General features: G+C 62.7%; 12 protein-coding genes. All 12 read left to right on the top strand.

The features are described from left to right. Positions 1–67 precede the first annotated feature (67 nt). The 12 genes from G7025_RS12365 to G7025_RS12310 all read left to right on the top strand — a co-directional run bounded on the left by G7025_RS12365 (position 68) and on the right by G7025_RS12310 (position 18226). Complete coding sequence (locus G7025_RS12365; RefSeq protein WP_181079488.1) at positions 68–877, top strand: helix-turn-helix transcriptional regulator; 810 nt, start codon at positions 68–70, stop codon at positions 875–877. 51 nt (positions 878–928) lie between these two features. Further along, complete coding sequence (locus G7025_RS12360) at positions 929–2335, top strand: NAD(P)/FAD-dependent oxidoreductase (RefSeq protein WP_181079487.1); 1407 nt, start codon at positions 929–931, stop codon at positions 2333–2335. A 25-nt stretch (positions 2336–2360) separates the two neighbouring features. Further along, on the top strand, positions 2361–2702 hold the full coding sequence (locus G7025_RS12355; RefSeq protein ID WP_181079486.1) for a cupin domain-containing protein: 342 nt from the start codon (positions 2361–2363) through the stop codon (positions 2700–2702). 60 nt (positions 2703–2762) lie between these two features. Then, a complete protein-coding gene (locus G7025_RS12350; RefSeq protein WP_181079485.1) occupies positions 2763–3842 on the top strand; it encodes a polyamine ABC transporter substrate-binding protein in 1080 nt (359 codons plus the stop codon). 442 nt (positions 3843–4284) lie between these two features. After that, positions 4285–5718 carry a serralysin family metalloprotease gene (locus G7025_RS12345; RefSeq protein ID WP_181079484.1) on the top strand — a complete coding sequence of 478 codons (1434 nt, stop codon included), beginning with the start codon at positions 4285–4287 and terminating at the stop codon, positions 5716–5718. A gap of 48 nt (positions 5719–5766) precedes the next feature. After that, positions 5767–6135 (top strand): protease inhibitor Inh/omp19 family protein, encoded by a 369-nt coding sequence (locus tag G7025_RS12340; RefSeq protein ID WP_181079483.1) that lies wholly within the window; start codon positions 5767–5769, stop codon positions 6133–6135. Between the two features lie 104 nt (positions 6136–6239). After that, positions 6240–7991, top strand: coding sequence for a type I secretion system permease/ATPase (locus G7025_RS12335; RefSeq protein WP_181079482.1), 1752 nt, complete (start codon positions 6240–6242; stop codon positions 7989–7991). Next, on the top strand, positions 7988–9289 hold the full coding sequence (locus G7025_RS12330; protein WP_181079481.1) for an HlyD family type I secretion periplasmic adaptor subunit: 1302 nt from the start codon (positions 7988–7990) through the stop codon (positions 9287–9289). The genes G7025_RS12335 and G7025_RS12330 overlap by 4 nt, the downstream gene beginning before the upstream one ends. Before the next feature lie 2 nt (positions 9290–9291). Continuing rightward, complete coding sequence (locus tag G7025_RS12325; protein ID WP_181079480.1) at positions 9292–10635, top strand: TolC family outer membrane protein; 1344 nt, start codon at positions 9292–9294, stop codon at positions 10633–10635. A gap of 18 nt (positions 10636–10653) precedes the next feature. Beyond that, the gene (eprS, locus tag G7025_RS12320) at positions 10654–13611 is read left to right on the top strand and encodes an autotransporter serine peptidase EprS (protein WP_181079479.1); all 2958 of its coding nucleotides are present in this window, start codon (positions 10654–10656) and stop codon (positions 13609–13611) included. A 43-nt stretch (positions 13612–13654) separates the two neighbouring features. Then, positions 13655–16699 carry an autotransporter domain-containing protein gene (locus tag G7025_RS12315; RefSeq protein WP_308811971.1) on the top strand — a complete coding sequence of 1015 codons (3045 nt, stop codon included), beginning with the start codon at positions 13655–13657 and terminating at the stop codon, positions 16697–16699. 102 nt (positions 16700–16801) lie between these two features. After that, positions 16802–18226, top strand: a complete 1425-nt coding sequence (locus G7025_RS12310; protein ID WP_181079478.1) for a polyurethane esterase — start codon at positions 16802–16804, stop codon at positions 18224–18226. Positions 18227–18294: the final 68 nt, after the last annotated feature.

The raw sequence follows: 18294 nt of genomic DNA, 5'->3' as shown, positions 1-18294 counted from the left end.
TGATTGCGCGCATTGAACAGCGTGGCGAATTTCGTCAATCTCCAGGCTTTATCCGCCAGAGCCGCCCATGCCCGACATTGCTCCCGACTCCGACAGCCAGCTCACGCACGCCACTGGCGAGCTGGTGCTGCGCCACCACCTATGTTGGCGCCATCGCGACCTGGACGGGGTTATGGCCTACTACCATCCGGACATTCAGTACCACGATTTCTTTCAGAACCGTGTGATCCGGCATGCCGAGCTGCGTGAGTATCTGCGCGCGAGCATGCCACGCGCGGCGGATGAGGCGATTGAACACACCGATCGCATTCGTGCTGACGGCGACACTGCGTTTATCCAATACCGTATTACTTTGCGCGGTGGTCATGGGTTGGTGTCGTTCCGCACCAGCGAGGCCATCACCGTGCGTGACGGGTTGATCTGGCGCGTCAATGAGTACGCCTCACTGGTGCACGAACAACCCGCGCAAACCCTGCGCCCCACGGTGAGCCGCCTGGGGCTTTCGCCTCAGCAATTGGGGCATATGGCCAACGATCTGCAGCAGTATTTCGAAAGCCGGCAACCGTACCTGGACCCGGAACTGGACCTGCAGCGCGTTGCCAAGGAGTGCGGCTACAGCCGCAATCAGATTTCCTACCTGCTCAACCAGGTGCTGGGGCAAAGCTTCTACCGCTACGTCAACCAGGCCCGGCTCCGGCACCTGCTGGCCGCACTGAATACCGCGGCAGCGCCGATCAAGGTCGACGAACTGGCATTCGCCGCCGGTTTCAATTCGTTGTCGGCGTTCTATAGTGCATTTCGCCAGCACACGGGGCAGTCGCCCAAGGCCTACGTCAAACAAATTTCTCTGCGTGCACGCGCGCAAGACAACCCCTGATACGGCGCTCTAGGATCCCGTCTATCGAAACGCGGTAGAGGGAAACCTGGCATGGCGGCATGGCGCAACATCAGCTTGTGGATGGATCAGTTGGACGACCCGCTGATCGCGCGGCCCTGCCTGGAGCACGACCTGGACGTGGATGTGGCCATCATTGGCGCCGGCTATACCGGGTTGTGGACCGCTTATTACCTTAAACGTCAGGCGCCGCAGCTGAACATCGCCCTTATCGAAGCGCAAACCGCCGGCTTCGGTGCTTCGGGCCGCAACGGCGGCTGGTTGATGGGCAACCTGTTGGGCGAAGACCGCCTGCTCGCCGGGCTGTCTGCCGAACAGCGCCGTGCTTCATTCGATTTACTGCATGGCATTCCGGACGAAGTGGCTCAGGTACTGGCCCGAGAGGGCATCGATTGCGACTATCGCAAGGGCGGCGCGCTGTATTGCGCCGCGCGCTACCCCGAGCAGGAAATCAGCCTGCGCCGCTATCTGAACAAACTCTACGCCCAGGGCCTTAGCGAAGCCGATTATCGTTGGCTGAGCCCGGAACGACTGGCCGAGCAACTGCGTATCGCCAAACCCTACGGCGCGATCTACGCCCCCCATGTGGCAACCATCCAACCCGCCAAACTGGTGCGCGGCCTGGCGCGCGTGGTTGAAGGCATGGGGGTAACGCTCTATGAAAACAGCCCAGTCACACACTGGCAGTCCGGCAGCGTGCGCACCGATAAAGCCTGCGTACGGGCGACGTGGGTGGTGCCGGCGGTGGAAGGCTACGCTACTACCTTGCCCCCGCTGGGGCGCTACCAACTGCCGGTGCAAAGTTTGATCGTCGCGACCGAACCACTGCCGGCCAGCACCTGGGAGCAGATCGGTCTCAGCGAGGGTCAGGCGTTCGGCGAAAGCAGCCGCCAAGTCACCTACGGCCAGCGCTCCGCCGACAACCGCCTGGTATTCGGTGCGCGGGGTGGTTACCAGTTCGCCGGTAGGCTGCGCCATGACTTCGATTTGACCGACAGCGAAGTGCAACTGCGTCGCTACTTGTTCGGCGAACTCTTCCCACAACTCAAGGACGTACGGATCACCCATTCCTGGGGCGGCAACCTGGGGATGTCGCGCCAGTTCCGACCGCACATGCTGTGCGATCGGCGCGCCGGCATCGCGGTGTCCGGCGGTTACGGCGGGGAGGGCGTCGGTGCGACCAACCTGGGCGGGCGCACCTTGGCCGACCTGATCCTGGATCGTGATACCCCGCTGATCCCCCAACCCTGGGTGATCCGCGAGGGGGGCTTGGACGCCCTCAAGGCCTGGGAGCCCGAGCCGTGCCGTTGGCTGGGTTACAACGCGATCATTCGTAGTTTTGTCCATGAAGACCAAGTATTGGCTAACCCCAATACCGCACCCTGGCGTCGCAAGCTCGCCACGGGGTTGGCGGGGTTCATGGAAGGTTTCATGCACTAAGTCGTTCACACATACGGGAGCTCCCATGAGCATCACTCAGTTCAAAGACGCGCTGAATGCGCACTTGCCGGACTCGTCCCCGGTCGCTGCGCCCCTGGGCGAGCCGATCGCGGTGGCGTCCACCTTGAGCGTCGAGCGTAACGACGGCGTCGAGACGGGCATCTGGCAATGCACCCCGGGCCGCTGGCGGCGCCAGATCATCGCACAGGAGTTTTGCCACTTCATCCAGGGGCGCTGCACCTTCACCCCCGACGACGGTGAAACCTTGCACATCCAAGCCGGCGATGCACTGATGTTGCCGGCCAACAGTACCGGTATCTGGGATATCCAGGAGACGGTGCGCAAGACCTACGTCTTGATGCTGTAACGCTTTGATCCTTGATCGCCTGCCATAACAACAGCCCTAAAACCGCCAGGAAATCGAACCATGAAAGCCATCGCCCTGTTGCCATTGCTGTGGGTGGCCTGCGCCAGCCACGCCGCCGAAACGGTGAAAATCTACAACTGGTCGGACTACATCGCACCGAACACCACCAAAGACTTCCAGAAAGAGACCGGCATCGGTTTTACCTACGACGTCTACGACAGCAACGAAACCCTGGACGGTAAGTTGATGACCGGTAAATCCGGCTATGACGTGGTGTTCCCGTCCAACCACTTCATGGCCCGGCAGATCCAGGGCGGGGCGCTGAAAAAACTCGACAAGAGCCAGTTGCCCAACTGGAAAAACCTCAACCCGGTGCTGCTCAAGGCCCTGGAAAACAACGATCCGGGCAATGCCCACGGGTTTCCCTACCTATGGGGCAGTACCGGTATCGGTTACAACATCGATAAGGTCAAGGCCGTGCTCGGAGAGGGCGCTCCCGTGGATTCCTGGGACCTGATCTTCAAGCCCGAAAATATGGCCAAGCTGCAGAAGTGCGGGGTGGCGATCCTCGACAACGGCCCGGAACTGCTGCCGGCGGCGTTGAATTACCTGGGCTTGCCGCACCACAGCAAAAAGCCCGAGGACTACAAACAGGCAGAGGCCCTGTTGATGAAAGTGCGACCGTATGTGGCTTACTTCCATTCCTCGAAGTACACCGCCGACCTGGCCAATGGCGATATCTGCGTGGCCGTCGGCTTCTCCGGCGACATCCTGCAGGCCGAAAGCCGCGCCAAGGAAGCCAGGAACGGCGTGAACATCGGCTACAACATCCCCAAGGAAGGCGCCGCGATCTGGTTCGACATGGTCGCCATGCCCGCCGACGCCCCCAACGAAAAAGCCGGCTACGCGTTCATGAACTACCTGTTGCGCCCTGACGTGATGGCCAGCATCACCAACTACGTTCACTACGCCAACGGCAACCAGGCGGCTGACAGTCTGGTCGAACCGGCGATCAAGGCCGACACCAAGGTTTACCCGAGCGCGGAAATGATGGGCAAGCTGTTTGCGCTTGAAGCGATGCCCCTGAACATCGACCGCGTGCGCACACGGGTCTGGAATACGGTTCGTACGGGTCGTTAAGGACGTGCTGTGGCGAGCGGGCTTGTTGTGGTGAGCAGGCCTGCTGGTTAAACCTGTTAGATCCCTGTCCCGGTAAAGGGGGACATATGAAATTATTTATCTAAGTAGTGGCTGTTTAATGTCGCCAATGACACCATGACAATATATTCCCTCGCCCTCTGAGTGCATGACGCTACTTGGGTGGAGTTAACACTATTTAATATTTAAATAACGCTGTACTGCTTTTTGTCCGACAAAATCCAATGCGGCCAGCAAACACGGCCTTCGACTTGCGCCGATTGTTTGACAGGCACTTATTCACCCGGCAAATAGATGTAGACGGAAGATTTCAAGTTGTGTCAGTTTTCTTACGCCTTCAAAAGAGGCGAGTGATAGGACGATCTCGCCAGCGGGGTTCCTATCGATCAAAGACTGATGCACTTGCAAACAAGGAAGTACGTTTATGTCAAAAGTAAAAGACAAGGCTATCGTGTCAGCGGCGCAAGCCAGCACCGCTTACTCGCAAATCGATAGCTTCAGCCATCTGTATGACCGTGGCGGCAACCTCACGGTCAACGGCAAACCGTCCTACTCCGTTGACCAGGCAGCCAACCAGCTGCTGCGCGACGGTGCCGCGTACCGCGACTTCGATGGTAACGGCAAGATCGATCTGACCTACACCTTCCTCACCTCGGCCTCCTCCAGCACCATGAACAAACATGGCATCTCGGGGTTCAGCCAGTTCAACACCCAGCAGAAAGCACAGGCCGTACTGGCCATGCAATCGTGGGCAGACGTGGCCAACGTCAATTTCACCGAGAAAGCCAGCGGTGGTGACGCCCACATGACCTTCGGCAATTACAGCGGTGGCCAGGACGGCGCGGCGGCCTTCGCCTACCTGCCCGGCACCGGCGCAGGCTACGACGGCACCTCGTGGTACTTGACCAACAGCAGCTACACGCCGAACAAAACCCCGGACCTGAACAACTACGGCCGGCAGACCCTGACCCACGAAATCGGCCACACCCTGGGCCTGGCCCACCCTGGCGACTACAACGCCGGGAACGGCAACCCGAGCTACAACGACGCGTCCTACGGACAGGACACGCGCGGCTACAGCGTCATGAGTTACTGGAGCGAAAGCAACACCAACCAGAACTTCAGCAAAGGCGGGGTAGAAGCCTATGCCTCCGGCCCGCTGATCGACGACATTGCCGCGATCCAGAAGCTCTATGGCGCCAACTACAGCACCCGTGCCGGCGATACCACCTACGGCTTCAACTCCAACACCGGGCGTGATTTCCTCAGCGCCAGTTCCAACGCCGACAAACTGGTGTTCTCGGTATGGGACGGTGGCGGTAACGACACCCTGGACTTCTCCGGTTTTACCCAAAACCAGAAGATCAACCTCAATGAGACCTCGTTCTCCGACGTTGGCGGCCTGGTGGGCAACGTGTCCATCGCCAAGGGCGTGACTGTCGAGAATGCGTTCGGTGGCTCGGGCAACGACCTGATCATCGGCAACAACGCGGCCAACCTCATCAAAGGTGGGGCCGGCAACGACCTGATCTACGGTGGTGGCGGCGCGGACCAGCTGTGGGGCGGCGCAGGCAGCGACACCTTTGTGTTCGGCGCCAGTTCCGATTCCAGGCCTGGCGCTGCGGACAAGATCTTTGACTTCGCCTCCGGCTCGGACAAGATCGACCTCAGCGGCATCACCAAAGGCGCGGGCCTGACCTTTGTCAATGCGTTCACCGGGCATGCCGGCGACGCGGTGCTGAGCTACGCGGCGGGCACCAACCTGGGTACCCTGGCGGTCGACTTCTCCGGGCACGGCGTGGCGGATTTCCTCGTCACCACCGTCGGCCAGGCAGCGGCCAGCGACATCGTGGCGTGATGCACGGGCGCGGCGTTTCGGCGCCGCGCCTCCGGAGGAAGCGTAACGATGCAGCGTTTTGTTACTTTGATCGCCTGCGCTGTGCAGGTGATGTTCGTGTCGGCAGGAGCCCACGCAATGGCGAGCAGTCTTGTTTTACCCACGCATGCCCAGTTGGCCGGCCATTGGCAATTGCGCCAGCAGGACCGGATATGCGCCTTGGACCTGTTGGAACAGGCCGGCGCCCTTGGCGGCGATGTGGCCTGTGTGACGCAGTGGCTGGGGGACAAGCCCCTGAGTTGGTCGCCGACACCGGACGGCATCTGGCTGATGAATGCCGAAGGCACCGGAATTACCCATTTGAACCGCCAGGCAAAAGACCGTTACGAAGGTAAAACGCCAAACGGCTCAGTGGTGATATTGCAACGTATACCTTAGTTGCAGTTATAACGCTATAACCGGAACTTATTAGTTGGCCGTACGCCTGCGCAGGGAGCGGGTCAACTCGTGCATGCAGTTTGATTCAAGGAAGATCAGAAGATATGGCAAAGCCCCATGCCGTCGCGCCGTTATTCAAAGCGCTGGGTGAATATAAGAGCATCCTGATCAGCATCGGCTGTTTTACTGCGTTGATTAACCTGCTGATGCTGGTGCCGTCGATTTATATGCTGCAAGTGTATGACCGCGTGCTGTCCTCCCAGAATGAAACCACTCTGGTGATGTTGACGCTGATGGTCGTCGGCTTCTTCGCGTTTATCGGCACCCTGGAAGTGATCCGCAGTTTTATCGTGATCCGTATCGGCAGCCAATTAGAGCGACGGTTCAACTTGCGCGTATATAAAGCAGCGTTCGAACGCAACCTGCAACGCGGCCAGGGACATGCCGGGCAATCCCTGGCGGATTTGACCCATATCCGCCAATTCATCACCGGACCCGCGCTGTTCGCGTTTTTCGATGCGCCATGGTTTCCCATTTACCTGTTCGTGATTTTCCTGTTCAACGTGTGGCTGGGGGTGCTGGCCAGCGCCGGTGCGCTGCTGTTGATCGGCCTGGCCTGCCTGAACGAATACCTGACCAAAAAACCCTTGGGCGAGGCCAGCGGCTTCTCTCAGCAATCGACCCAACTGGCTACCAGCCATTTGCACAACGCCGAAACCATCCAGGCCATGGGCATGCTGGGCGCGCTGCGGCACCGTTGGTTCGCCGTGCACGCGCAATTCCTGGGCCTGCAGAACAGTGCCAGCGATACCGGTTCGGTGATCACTTCCCTGAGCAAATCCCTGCGCCTGTGCCTGCAATCGCTGGTGCTGGGCCTGGGCGCGCTGTTGGTGATTCGAGGCGACATGACCGCCGGCATGATGATCGCCGGTTCCATTCTGATGGGCCGGGTGCTCAGCCCCATCGACCAGTTGATTGCGGTATGGAAGCAATGGAGTTCGGCCAAGCTGGCGTATCAGCGCCTGGACGAGTTGCTGCGCGAATTTCCGCCTGAGGTCGAGCAGATGGCCTTGCCGGCGCCCAAGGGGCAGGTGAGTTTCGAGCAGGTCAGCGCCGGCCCGCCGGGCAAACGCAATCCGATCCTGCATCACGTCAGTTTCACCCTCGGTGCCGGGGAGGTGCTGGGCGTGCTCGGTGCGTCGGGTTCCGGCAAATCGACCCTGGCCCGCGTGCTGGTGGGCGTGTGGCCGACCCTGGCCGGTACGGTGCGCCTGGACGGTGCGGATATCCATCGCTGGGACCGTGACGACCTTGGCCCGTATATCGGCTACTTGCCCCAGGATATCGAATTGTTCAGCGGCAGCATCGCCGACAACATCGCGCGCTTTCGCGAGGCCGACCCCGAGCAGGTGGTGCGTGCCGCACAACAGGCCGGTGTGCACGAGCTGATCCTGCGCTTGCCCCAGGGCTACGACACCGTGCTGGGCGACAACGGCGGCGGCTTGTCCGGCGGGCAAAAACAGCGCGTGGCCCTGGCGCGTGCCTTGTACGGCGGACCCCGGCTGATCGTGCTGGACGAACCCAATTCCAACCTCGACACCGTCGGCGAAGCGGCGCTGGCCAGCGCCATCATGCAAATGAAGGCACAGGGCAGCAGCGTGGTGCTGGTCACCCATCGCTCATCGGCGTTGGCCCAGGCCGACAAGTTGCTGGTGCTCAACGAAGGGCGCCTGCAGGCGTTCGGCCCGAGCCAGGACGTGCTGCGCGCGTTGTCCGGGCAACAGGAAGCGCCGAAGGAAAAACCCGGCGTCAGTTTCAGTCGTCAATACCAGGCCGGAAGGAATCCAGGCGCATGAGCGGCATCACTCTAGAACAACGCGACGCACGTTTCTTTGTGCGCATGGGCTGGTTGCTGACGGTTGTCGGCGCCGGTGGTTTTTTCCTGTGGGCCAGCCTGGCGCCATTGGACCAGGGCATTCCGGTGCAGGGAACGGTGGTGGTATCCGGTAAACGCAAGGCCGTGCAAACCCTCAGCCCCGGTGTGGTCAGCCGGATCCTGGTGCGCGAGGGCGAGACCGTCAAACAAGGCCAGCCGCTGTTTCGCCTTGACCAGACCCAGAGCCAGGCTGACGTGCAGTCGTTGCAGGCCCAGTACCGAATGGCCTGGGCCAGTGTGGCGCGCTGGCAGAGCGAGCGCGATAACCTGCCAGGCATAACATTCCCGCCCGAGCTGAGCGCCAACCCCGACCCGGCCCTGGCGCTGGTGCTGGAAGGTCAGCGTCAACTGTTCAGCAGCCGCCGCGAAGCGTTTGCCCGCGAGCAGGCCGGCATTCGCGCCAATATCGACGGAGCCGTGGCGCAACTGGGCGGCATGCGCCGCGCGCGCAGCGACCTGACCGCCCAGGCACAGTCCCTGCGCGATCAATTGAGCAACCTGCAACCCCTGGCCGATAACGGCTACATCCCGCGTAACCGCTTGATGGAGTACCAACGACAGTTGTCCCAGGTACAACAGGACCTGGCGCAGAACAGCGGCGAAAGCGGCCGGGTGGAGCAGGGCATTGTTGAGTCGCGCCTCAAGCTGCAACAGCACCGCGAGGAATATCAGAAGGAAGTGCGCAGCCAGCTGGCCGACGCGCAATTGCGCAGCCTCACCCTGGAGCAGCAACTGACGTCCGCCGGTTTTGACCTGCAACACAGTGAAATCATCGCGCCGGCCGATGGCATCGCGGTGAATCTTGGCGTACACACCGAAGGCGCCGTGGTGCGTGCCGGCGAAACGCTGCTGGAAATCGTGCCCCAGGGCACGCGCCTGGAGGTGGAAGGGCACTTGCCCGTGCACCTGGTGGACAAAGTCGGCGCGCACTTGCCGGTGGACATCCTGTTCACCGCCTTCAACCAGAGCCGCACCCCGCGGGTGCCGGGGGAGGTCAGCCTGATCTCGGCCGACCAGATGCTCGATGAAAAAACCGGCGCCCCCTATTACGTGCTGCGCACCAGCGTAAGCGATGCGGCCCTGGAAAAACTCAACGGCCTGGTGATCAAGCCCGGCATGCCCGCCGAGATGTTCGTGCGCACCGGCGAGCGCTCGCTGCTCAACTACCTGTTCAAGCCATTGCTCGATCGTGCGGGCTCGGCGTTGACCGAGGAATGAGCATGAGAACGGTGTTGATCGCTCTGCTCTTGACCTGCGCCAACGCCCAGGCGGCCATGGGTCCATTCGATGTCTACGAGCAGGCTCTGCGCAACGACCCGGTCTTCCTGGGTGCAATCAAGGAGCGTGACGCCGGCCTGGAGAACCGCACCATCGGCCGCGCCGGGCTGCTGCCGCGCCTGTCTTACAACTACAACAAGGGGCGCAACAACTCCCAGGCCACGTTGCCCGACGGGCGCGGCGGCAATTATCACGATGACCGCAACTACAACAGCTACGGCTCGACCTTCAGCCTGCAACAGCCGCTGTTCGACTACGAGGCCTACGCCAACTACCGCAAGGGCGTGGCCCAAGCGCTGTTCGCCGATGAAAATTTCCGCGACAAAAGCCAGGCTTTGCTGGTGCGAGTGCTGACCTACTACACCCAGGCGCTGTTCGCTCAGGACCAGATCGACATCGCGCGAGCCAAGAAGAAGGCCTTCGAACAGCAGTTCCAGCAGAACCAGCACCTGTTCCAGCAAGGCGAAGGCACCCGTACCGACATCCTGGAAGCCGAATCGCGCTATGAGCTGGCCACAGCCGAGGAGATCCAGGCACTGGACGAGCAGGACGCCTCACTGCGCGAGCTGGGCGCGCTGATCGGTGTACAGAGCGTCAACATTCACGATCTGGCGCCGCTGAACCAAGGGTTCGCGGCCTTCACCCTGACGCCGGCCAATTACGACACCTGGCATGAACTGGCGATCAGCAATAACCCGTTGCTGGCGTCCCAGCGCCAGGCGCTGGAAGTGGCGCGTTACGAGGTGGAACGCAACCGCGCCGGGCACCTGCCCAAGATCACGGCCTATGCCAGTTCGCGCCAGCAGGAGTCCGACAGCGGCAACACCTACAACCAACGCTACGACACCAACACCATCGGTGTGGAGGTCAGCGTGCCGTTGTATGCCGGTGGCGCCGTTTCGGCGTCGACGCGCCAGGCCAGTCGCGCAATGGAACAGGCTGAATACGAGCTGGAAGGCAAGACCCGCGAAACCCTGATCGAACTGCGTCGTCAGTTCAGCGCGTGCCTGTCGGGCGTGAGCAAGCTGCGCGCCTACCAGAAGGCCTTGGCGTCGGCCGAGGCCCTGGTGGTGTCGACCAAGCAAAGCATCCTCGGTGGCGAACGGGTCAACCTCGACGCGCTGAACGCCGAGCAGCAGCTCTACAGCACGCGCCGCGACCTGGCCCAGGCGCGCTACGACTACCTGATGGCCTGGACCAAATTGCACTACTACGCGGGCAACTTGCGTGACACCGACCTGGCCAAAGTCGACGAGGCCTTCGGCCCTGTGAACCCACGCCCATAACAATAAGGACACAGTTTGATGAGCACCGATTCCTTGCGTTTCAAACCCTTCACCGCCGGTTCGCTGCTACTGCTGTCCATGACGGCCCAGGCGCAGTACCTGGAGGCCGGCCAGCCCGGCAACCCGGCCAGTTGGCGCTCGGCCGAGTACCTGAGCGACTGGGGCCTGGACCGCATGCGCGCCAACGAAGCCTACGCCGCCGGCATCGATGGCACTGGGGTGCGGATCGGCGCGCTGGACTCGGGCTTCGATGCCAGCCACCCGGAAGCCGACAAAGCGCGATTCCATCCGGTCACCGCCACGGGCAATTACGTCGATGGCAGCCCGTTCAGCACCACCGGCGCGCTGAATCCCAACAACGACTCCCACGGCACCCATGTCACCGGCACCTTGGGCGCGGCGCGCGATGGCGTGGGCATGCACGGCGTGGCGTACAACGCCCAGGTCTATGTGGGCAACACCAACGCCAATGACAGCTTCCTGTTCGGCCCGACGCCCGACCCCAAGTACTTCAAGGCGGTGTACAGCGCCCTGGTGGATTCCGGCGTGCGCGCGATCAATAACAGCTGGGGCAGCCAACCCAAGGATGTCAGCTACCAGACCCTCGGCGACCTGCACGCCGCCTACGCCCAGCACTACAACCGCAGCACTTGGCTGGATGCAGCCGCGGACGTGGCCAAGGCCGGCGTGATCAATGTGTTCAGCGCCGGCAACAGCGGTTACGCGAACGCCAGCGTGCGCTCGGCGCTGCCGTATTTTCAGCCGGAGCTGGAAGGGCACTGGTTGGCCGTCTCGGGGCTGGATAAAGCCAATAACCAGAAATACAACAAGTGCGGAATCGCCAAGTACTGGTGTATTTCCACGCCGGGCGCGCTGATCAACAGCACCATTCCCGACGGTGGCTACGGGGTCAAATCCGGCACATCGATGTCGGCGCCCCATGCCACCGGCGCCCTGGCGCTGGTGATGCAACGCTACCCCTATATGACCAATGAACAGGCGTTGCAGGTGCTGTTGACCACCGCCACCCAGCTCGACGGCTCGATCACCCAGGCGCCCAACACCACGGTCGGCTGGGGCGTGCCGGATCTCGGCCGGGCGATGCACGGACCGGGGCAATTGCTCGGGGTGATGGACGTCAACCTGGCGGCCGGGCAGGCCGATGTGTGGAGTAACGGCATCAGCGACCAGGCGCTGATCCAGCGCCAGGCCGAAGACCGCGCCGAACACGCCGCCTGGCAGCAGACACTGATCGATAAAGGCTGGCAGAACGGCGTGAGTGCCGGCGCCAGCCAGCAGGACCAGACCGACTACGCGGTCGGCAACGCCCGTGATCAGGCCGCCGCGACGCGTATCTATCAGGGCAGCCTGATCAAATCCGGCGCCGGCAGCCTGGTGCTCAGCGGCGACAGCACCTATCGCGGCGCGACCACCGTCAACGGTGGCCTGCTGGCGGTAAACGGCGCACTGGCCTCGGCCGTCAGCGTGAACGACAGCGGCACCCTCGGCGGCTCGGGGCGTATTGGCGCGCTGACGGTCAATCGCGGTGGCCGTGTAGCGCCGGGTAATTCCGTAGGCACCCTGCAGGTGGCCGGCGACGTCACGCTGGGTGCCGGCTCCACCTATGCCGTGGAGCTGACGCCCGGCGGCAGCGACCGCATCGTGGCCGGCGGCAAGGCACGGCTCGACGGCGGCACGGTGACGCTGGCGCTGGAGAACAGCCCGACGCTGCTCAGCGGTGCGCAGGCGCAGAGCTTGATCGGTCGCCAGTACACCATCCTGCAGGCCGCCGGCGGTGTCGAAGGCCAGTTCGGCCAGGTGCTGCCCAATTATCTGTTTTTGGGCGGCAGCCTCGATTACGCCACCGGCGGTGTGCAACTGGCGGTGGTGCGTAACGACGCCACGTTTGCCAGCGTCGGCGCAACGCGCAACCAGCGCAGTGCGGCCAGCGCCGCCGAGCAATTGGGCGCGGGTAACGCGGTGTACGAAAGCCTTGTGCGTGCCGAGTCCCTGACGGCTGCGCAACAGGGGCTGCAGCAGCTGTCGGGCGAGGTCTACCCGGCAATCGGCGCGATGCTGATCAACGACACGCTGCAGTTGCGCGATGCCGTGGGCGAACGCCTGCGCCATGTACCGACCAACGGCGAGCGCAACTTGTGGTTCAAGGCGCTGGGCGCCTGGGGCAAAAGCGACGCGCGCAGCGAAACGGCGGGCGCGACTACCTCCCTTGGCGGGTTGCTGGCCGGTGTGGACGGCGCGCTGGACGAGCAGACCCGTGTCGGCCTGGTCGCCGGCTACAGCGACAGTTCCCTGAGCCTGGGCAGCGGCACGCATTCATCGGCCGCCATCGACAGCTACCACTTCGGCGCCTATATCGGGCGAGAGTGGGGCAACTGGCGAGTAACGGGCGGCGGCGCCTACAGCTGGCATCGCGGCGATGTGAAGCGTGACCTGCAATACGGCGACGTCAGCGGCAGGCAGAAGGCCAAGCTGCAAGCGCGCACGGCCCAGCTGTTCACCGAAGCGGCGTATCGCATTGAGTTGCAACCGCTGGCGCTGGAACCGTTCGCCAATCTGGCCTATGTGCACCTGGACAGCGATGGCGTGCACGAAAAAGGCGATGCCGCCGCCCTGCAACGCGGCAGCGACCGACGTGACGCCGTGCTCGGCACCCTGGGCGCGCGCGTGTCGAAAACCGTCGCGCTCAATGACCATCAGCAGCTGGAACTCTCCGGTTCGCTGGGCTGGCAACACAGCCTTACCGCCGTCGAATCCGAAGAGCACCTGGCGTTTGATGCGGGCGGACCTTCGTTCGCCGTGCGCAGTTCGCCGCTGTTACGCGATGCCGCGCTGGTGGGCGTGCAGGCCAGCCTCGCGCTGAGTGCATCGACGCGGGTCAACCTGGATTACCACGGCCAGTTGGCCGGGCGTGAGAACACCCAGGGCGTGGGCCTGAGTTTGAACTGGCAGTTCTGAAGCGATTTACACACGTGAAATAAAAAAACTAAGGAAGGTCACCGTGAACATACGCAAATCAGGGGTCATCACCGCCGTACTGGCCAGCCTGGGAACGGCCCAGGCCGCGCCCTACGTGGAAACCGGCAAGCTGGGCGACGCCGCCAGTTGGCGCAGCAACGAGTTCAAGGCCGACTGGGGCTTGGGCGCGGTACATGCCGACACCGCCTATGCCGCCGGCTACACGGGCAAAGGCGTCAAACTGGGGATCTTCGACCAGCCGGTGTACGCCCAGCACCCGGAGTTCGCCAGCCCCGGCAAAGTCGTGACGATTGTCACCGAGGGCATTCGCCAATACACCGACCCTTATATCCCGGTCAAAGCCGGCGATGCGTTTCGCTATGACGGCACCCCATCCCTGGGCTCCAACGGCAAACTGGGCAACCACGGCACCCACGTCGGCGGAATTGCCGCCGGCAACCGTGACGGCGGGCCGATGCACGGCGTGGCGTTCAATGCGCAGATCATCAGTGCCGAAAACGGCGACCCGGGGCCGGAGGACGGGATCATCCTGGGCAACGACGGCGCGGTCTACAAGGCCGGCTGGGACGCCCTGGTGGCCAGCGGCGCACGCATTATCAACAACAGTTGGGGCATCGGCATCGGCGACCAATACGCCAAGGGCGGTCGCGATCCGGCGTTCCCCAACTTCACCGTCAACGAAGCGCGGGCGCAGTTCGACACCATCCGGCCGATCCTCGGCACCCTGGGCGGCGGTGCCTATGACGGTGCGATCAATGCCGCGCGCAGCGGGGTGCTGACCATCTTCGCTGCTGGCAACGATTACAACCGCAACAATCCGGACGCGATCTCGGGGCTGGCGTACTTTGTGCCGGACATCGCGCCCAACTGGCTGTCCGTGGCCGCGCTGCAGCAGAACCCGGATACCAGCAGCGCCAACCCGTATGTGATCAGCACGTTTTCGTCGCGCTGCGGTTATGCGGCGAGTTTCTGCGTGTCGGCACCGGGTACCAAAATCTACAGTTCGGTGATCAATGGCACCAGCCTGGAGAACCTCACCACCGACTACGCCAATTTCAACGGCACCTCCATGGCCGCGCCCCACGTGGCCGGCAGCGCGGCGGTGTTGATGGAACGCTTCCCGTACATGAGCGGCGACCAGATCTCCACGCTGTTGAAAACCACCGCCACTGATCTGGGCGCGCCGGGCATCGACTCGCTGTATGGCTGGGGCATGATCAACCTGGGCAAGGCGGTGAACGGGCCGGGGATGTTCGTTACCGCCGAGGATATTCCTGCCGAATTCCGTATCGACGGGGCGTATGGCAACGGTCAATTTGTTGCGGACCTGCCGGGGATCGGCGCGGTGGTGGACCCCGGCAAACCGACCCAGCGCGTATGCACCGACGTGCACTGCGGGCTGGATGTGTGGAGCAACGACATTGCCGGGCATGGTGGCCTGACCAAGCAGGGTATCGGTGCCCTGGTGCTGACCGGCACCAACACGTACAGCGGCCCGACTCTGGTGAATCAGGGACTGCTGGCGATCAACGGTTCGGTGACATCGGCTGTGACCGTTGGCCAGAGCGGCGTGCTCGGCGGCTCCGGTCGTGTCGGTTCGCTGCTGGCGACTCGCGGCGGCACGGTGGCGCCTGGCAATTCCATCGGTACGCTGAATGTGGCCGGTGACGTGACCTTCGAGCCCGGCTCGACCTATGCGGTGGAACTGTCACCTACCAGCAGCGACCGCATCGTGGCCGGCGGTACCGCCACCCTCAACGGCGGCACTGTGACCCTGGCCCTGGAAAACAGCCCGACCTTGCTCAGCGCGGCGCAGGCGCAAAGCCTGATCGGTCGCCAATACAACATCCTGCAGGCCGCCGGCGGTATCAATGGCAGTTTTGCTGCGGTACTGCCCGACTACCTGTTTATCGGCGGCACCCTGGACTATGCGGCCTCGGGCGTGCAACTGGACGTGGTGCGCAACGCCAACAGCTTCGCCAGTGCCGCCGCCACCGATAACCAGCGCGCCGTGGCTTCCGCCGCCGAGCGACTGGGAGCGGGCAATGCGGTGTATGAAAGCCTGCTGACCGCGCCGAATGCCGCTTCGGCGCAGGACGCGTTCCAACAGTTGTCCGGTGAAATCTACCCGGCGTTGCAGACGGCATTGCTCAATGACAGCCGCTACCTGCGCGAAGCCGTGGGCGAGCGCCTGCAGAACGGTGAGATGGGCACCGCCAGCCAGACTGTCGACAGCCGGGGCAATGTGTGGGTCAAGGCATTGGGGGCGTGGGGCAAGACCGACAGCCGCAGCGACACCGCGGGCTACACCACCTCCATCGGCGGCATGCTCGCCGGCGTCGACGGCGCGCTGGATGATGACACTCGCGTGGGTTTGGTCGCCGGCTACAGCGACACCTCGCTCAATATGGGCAGCGGCACCCACTCGCGGGCCGCGGTCGACAGCTACCACTTCGGTGCTTACGCCGGGCATGAAATCGGTGCCTGGCGCCTGAGCGGCGGGGCCACCTACAGCTGGCATCGCGCCGATGTGAAGCGCGACCTGCAATACGGTGAAGTGGCTGGCAAGCAGAAAGCTAAAGTCGATGCGCGCAGCACCCAGGTGTTCGGTGAAGCGGCTTACCGCGTCAACCTGCAACCCCTGGCGCTGGAGCCCTTCGCCAACCTGGCCTATGTGCACCTGGACACCGATGGTGTCACCGAAAAAGGCGACGCCGCCGCGCTGAAAACCCGCGACGACCGTCGTGACGTGGTGCTCAGCACCCTGGGCATGCGTGCCCTGAAAACCTTCAACGTCAATGACCACCAGACACTTGAGGTATCCGGCACCTTGGGCTGGCAGCACAACCTGAGCAGCGTGGATGCCGAACAGCACCTGGCCTTTGCCTCGGGCGGCCCGTCGTTCGCCGTGGAAAGTGCGCCAATGGCCCGTGATGCGGCGTTGGTGGGCGCTCGCGTGAGCCTGGCGTTGAGCAAGGAGGCGCGGGTGAATTTTGACTACAACGGTCTGCTGGCGAGCAAGGACAAAGTGCATGGCGTGGGCTTGAGCCTCGACTGGGCGTTCTGAGCCGAGAGCGGGTTTGCTGTGGCAAGCCCGCTCACTACCGGGACAAGCGTTTAGAGGGTGATGGACGTTCTCGATAAATTTAACAACAAGAGAGGCAATATCATGGGTGTGTTTGATTATAAGAACCTTGGAGCCGAGGGCTCCAAAGCGTTGTTTGCCGATGCCATGGCGATCACGTTGTACACCTACCACAACCTGGATAACGGCTTTGCCGTCGGCTACCAGCACAACGGCCTGGGCGTCGGCTTGCCGGCAACGCTGGTCGGCGCAGTGCTCGGCAGTACCGATTCCCAGGGCGTGATTCCAGGCATTCCCTGGAACCCGGATTCAGAGAAGGCCGCGCTCGAAGCGGTACAGAAAGCCGGCTGGACGCCCATCAGCGCCAGCACCCTTGGGTATGCCGGCAAAGTCGACGCGCGGGGAACGTTCTTCGGCGAAAAGGCCGGTTACACCACGGCGCAGGTCGAGGTCCTGGGTAAGTACGATGGCGCGGGGCAGTTGCAGGAAATCGGCATCGGCTTTCGCGGCACGTCCGGCCCAAGGGAGAAGCTGGTCACCGACTCTATCGGCGACTTGGTCCACGACCTGCTCGCGGCGCTGGGCCCCAGGGACTACGCAAAGAACTACGCGGGAGAGGCATTCGGTGGCCTGCTCAAGAACGTCGCCGAGTACGCGGCGGCCCACGGCCTGAGCGGCAAGGACGTGGTGGTCAGCGGCCATAGCCTCGGTGGCCTGGCAGTCAACAGCATGGCCGATTTGAGCGATGCGAAGTGGTCCGGGTTCTACAAGGATGCCAACTACCTGGCCTACGCCTCACCCACCCAGAGCGCCGGCGATAAAGTGCTCAATGTCGGCTACGAAAACGACCCGGTGTTCCGCGCCCTGGACGGCTCGTCCGCCACCCTGTCGACACTCGGCGTGCACGATAAGCCCCACGAGTCGACCACCGATAACATCGTCAGCTTCAACGACCACTACGCCTCGACCTTATGGAATGTGCTGCCGTTTTCAATCGCCAATCTGCCGACCTGGGTCTCCCACTTACCCACCGGCTACGGCGATGGCATGGGGCGCATTCTTGAGTCCGGGTTCTATGCGCAGATGAATCGGGACTCGACGATTATCGTCGCCAACCTGTCCGACCCGGCACGGGCGACCACATGGGTGCAGGACCTGAACCGCAACGCCGAACCGCATAAGGGCGATACCTTCATCATCGGCAGCCATGGCGATGACCTGATCCAGGGTGGCAAAGGCGCGGACTTTATCGAAGGCGGCAAGGGCAATGACACGATCCGCGACAGCAGCGGGCATAACACCTTTTTGTTCAGCGGGCAGTTTGGCCAGGATCGGATTATCGGTTATCAGGCCACGGACAAGCTGGTGTTCCAGAACGTGGCGAGCAGTGGGGATTACCGTGATCACGCCAAGGTGGTAGGTGCCGATACGGTGATCAGCTTTGGTGGGGACTCGGTGACGTTGGTGGGGGTTAGCGGGATGTTGGGGGAGGGGGTTGTGATCGGGTAAAGGGGCAGGGAGGGGGATGTTGTCGGTTGGCCGCTATCGCAGGCTAGCCGAACCGTCGCACCGCCCCT

This window comes from Pseudomonas lurida, from assembly GCF_013522705.1.
Classification (GTDB): Bacteria; Pseudomonadota; Gammaproteobacteria; order Pseudomonadales; family Pseudomonadaceae; genus Aquipseudomonas; species Aquipseudomonas quebecensis.
This window is presented reverse-complemented; position numbering and strand designations above follow the sequence as displayed.

Bases quoted from the DNA above. Each gene is read 5' to 3' on its own strand.
- G7025_RS12360 (WP_181079487.1), top strand. From the start codon at position 929: ATGGCGGCATGGCGCAACATCAGCTTGTGGATGGATCAGTTGGACGAC.
- G7025_RS12340 (WP_181079483.1), top strand. From the start codon at position 5,767: ATGCAGCGTTTTGTTACTTTGATCGCCTGCGCTGTGCAGGTGATGTTC.
- G7025_RS12325 (WP_181079480.1), top strand. From the start codon at position 9,292: ATGAGAACGGTGTTGATCGCTCTGCTCTTGACCTGCGCCAACGCCCAG.
- G7025_RS12365 (WP_181079488.1), top strand. From the start codon at position 68: ATGCCCGACATTGCTCCCGACTCCGACAGCCAGCTCACGCACGCCACT.
- G7025_RS12350 (WP_181079485.1), top strand. From the start codon at position 2,763: ATGAAAGCCATCGCCCTGTTGCCATTGCTGTGGGTGGCCTGCGCCAGC.
- G7025_RS12345 (WP_181079484.1), top strand. From the start codon at position 4,285: ATGTCAAAAGTAAAAGACAAGGCTATCGTGTCAGCGGCGCAAGCCAGC.
- G7025_RS12355 (WP_181079486.1), top strand. From the start codon at position 2,361: ATGAGCATCACTCAGTTCAAAGACGCGCTGAATGCGCACTTGCCGGAC.
- G7025_RS12330 (WP_181079481.1), top strand. From the start codon at position 7,988: ATGAGCGGCATCACTCTAGAACAACGCGACGCACGTTTCTTTGTGCGC.
- G7025_RS12335 (WP_181079482.1), top strand. From the start codon at position 6,240: ATGGCAAAGCCCCATGCCGTCGCGCCGTTATTCAAAGCGCTGGGTGAA.
- eprS (WP_181079479.1), top strand. From the start codon at position 10,654: ATGAGCACCGATTCCTTGCGTTTCAAACCCTTCACCGCCGGTTCGCTG.
- G7025_RS12310 (WP_181079478.1), top strand. From the start codon at position 16,802: ATGGGTGTGTTTGATTATAAGAACCTTGGAGCCGAGGGCTCCAAAGCG.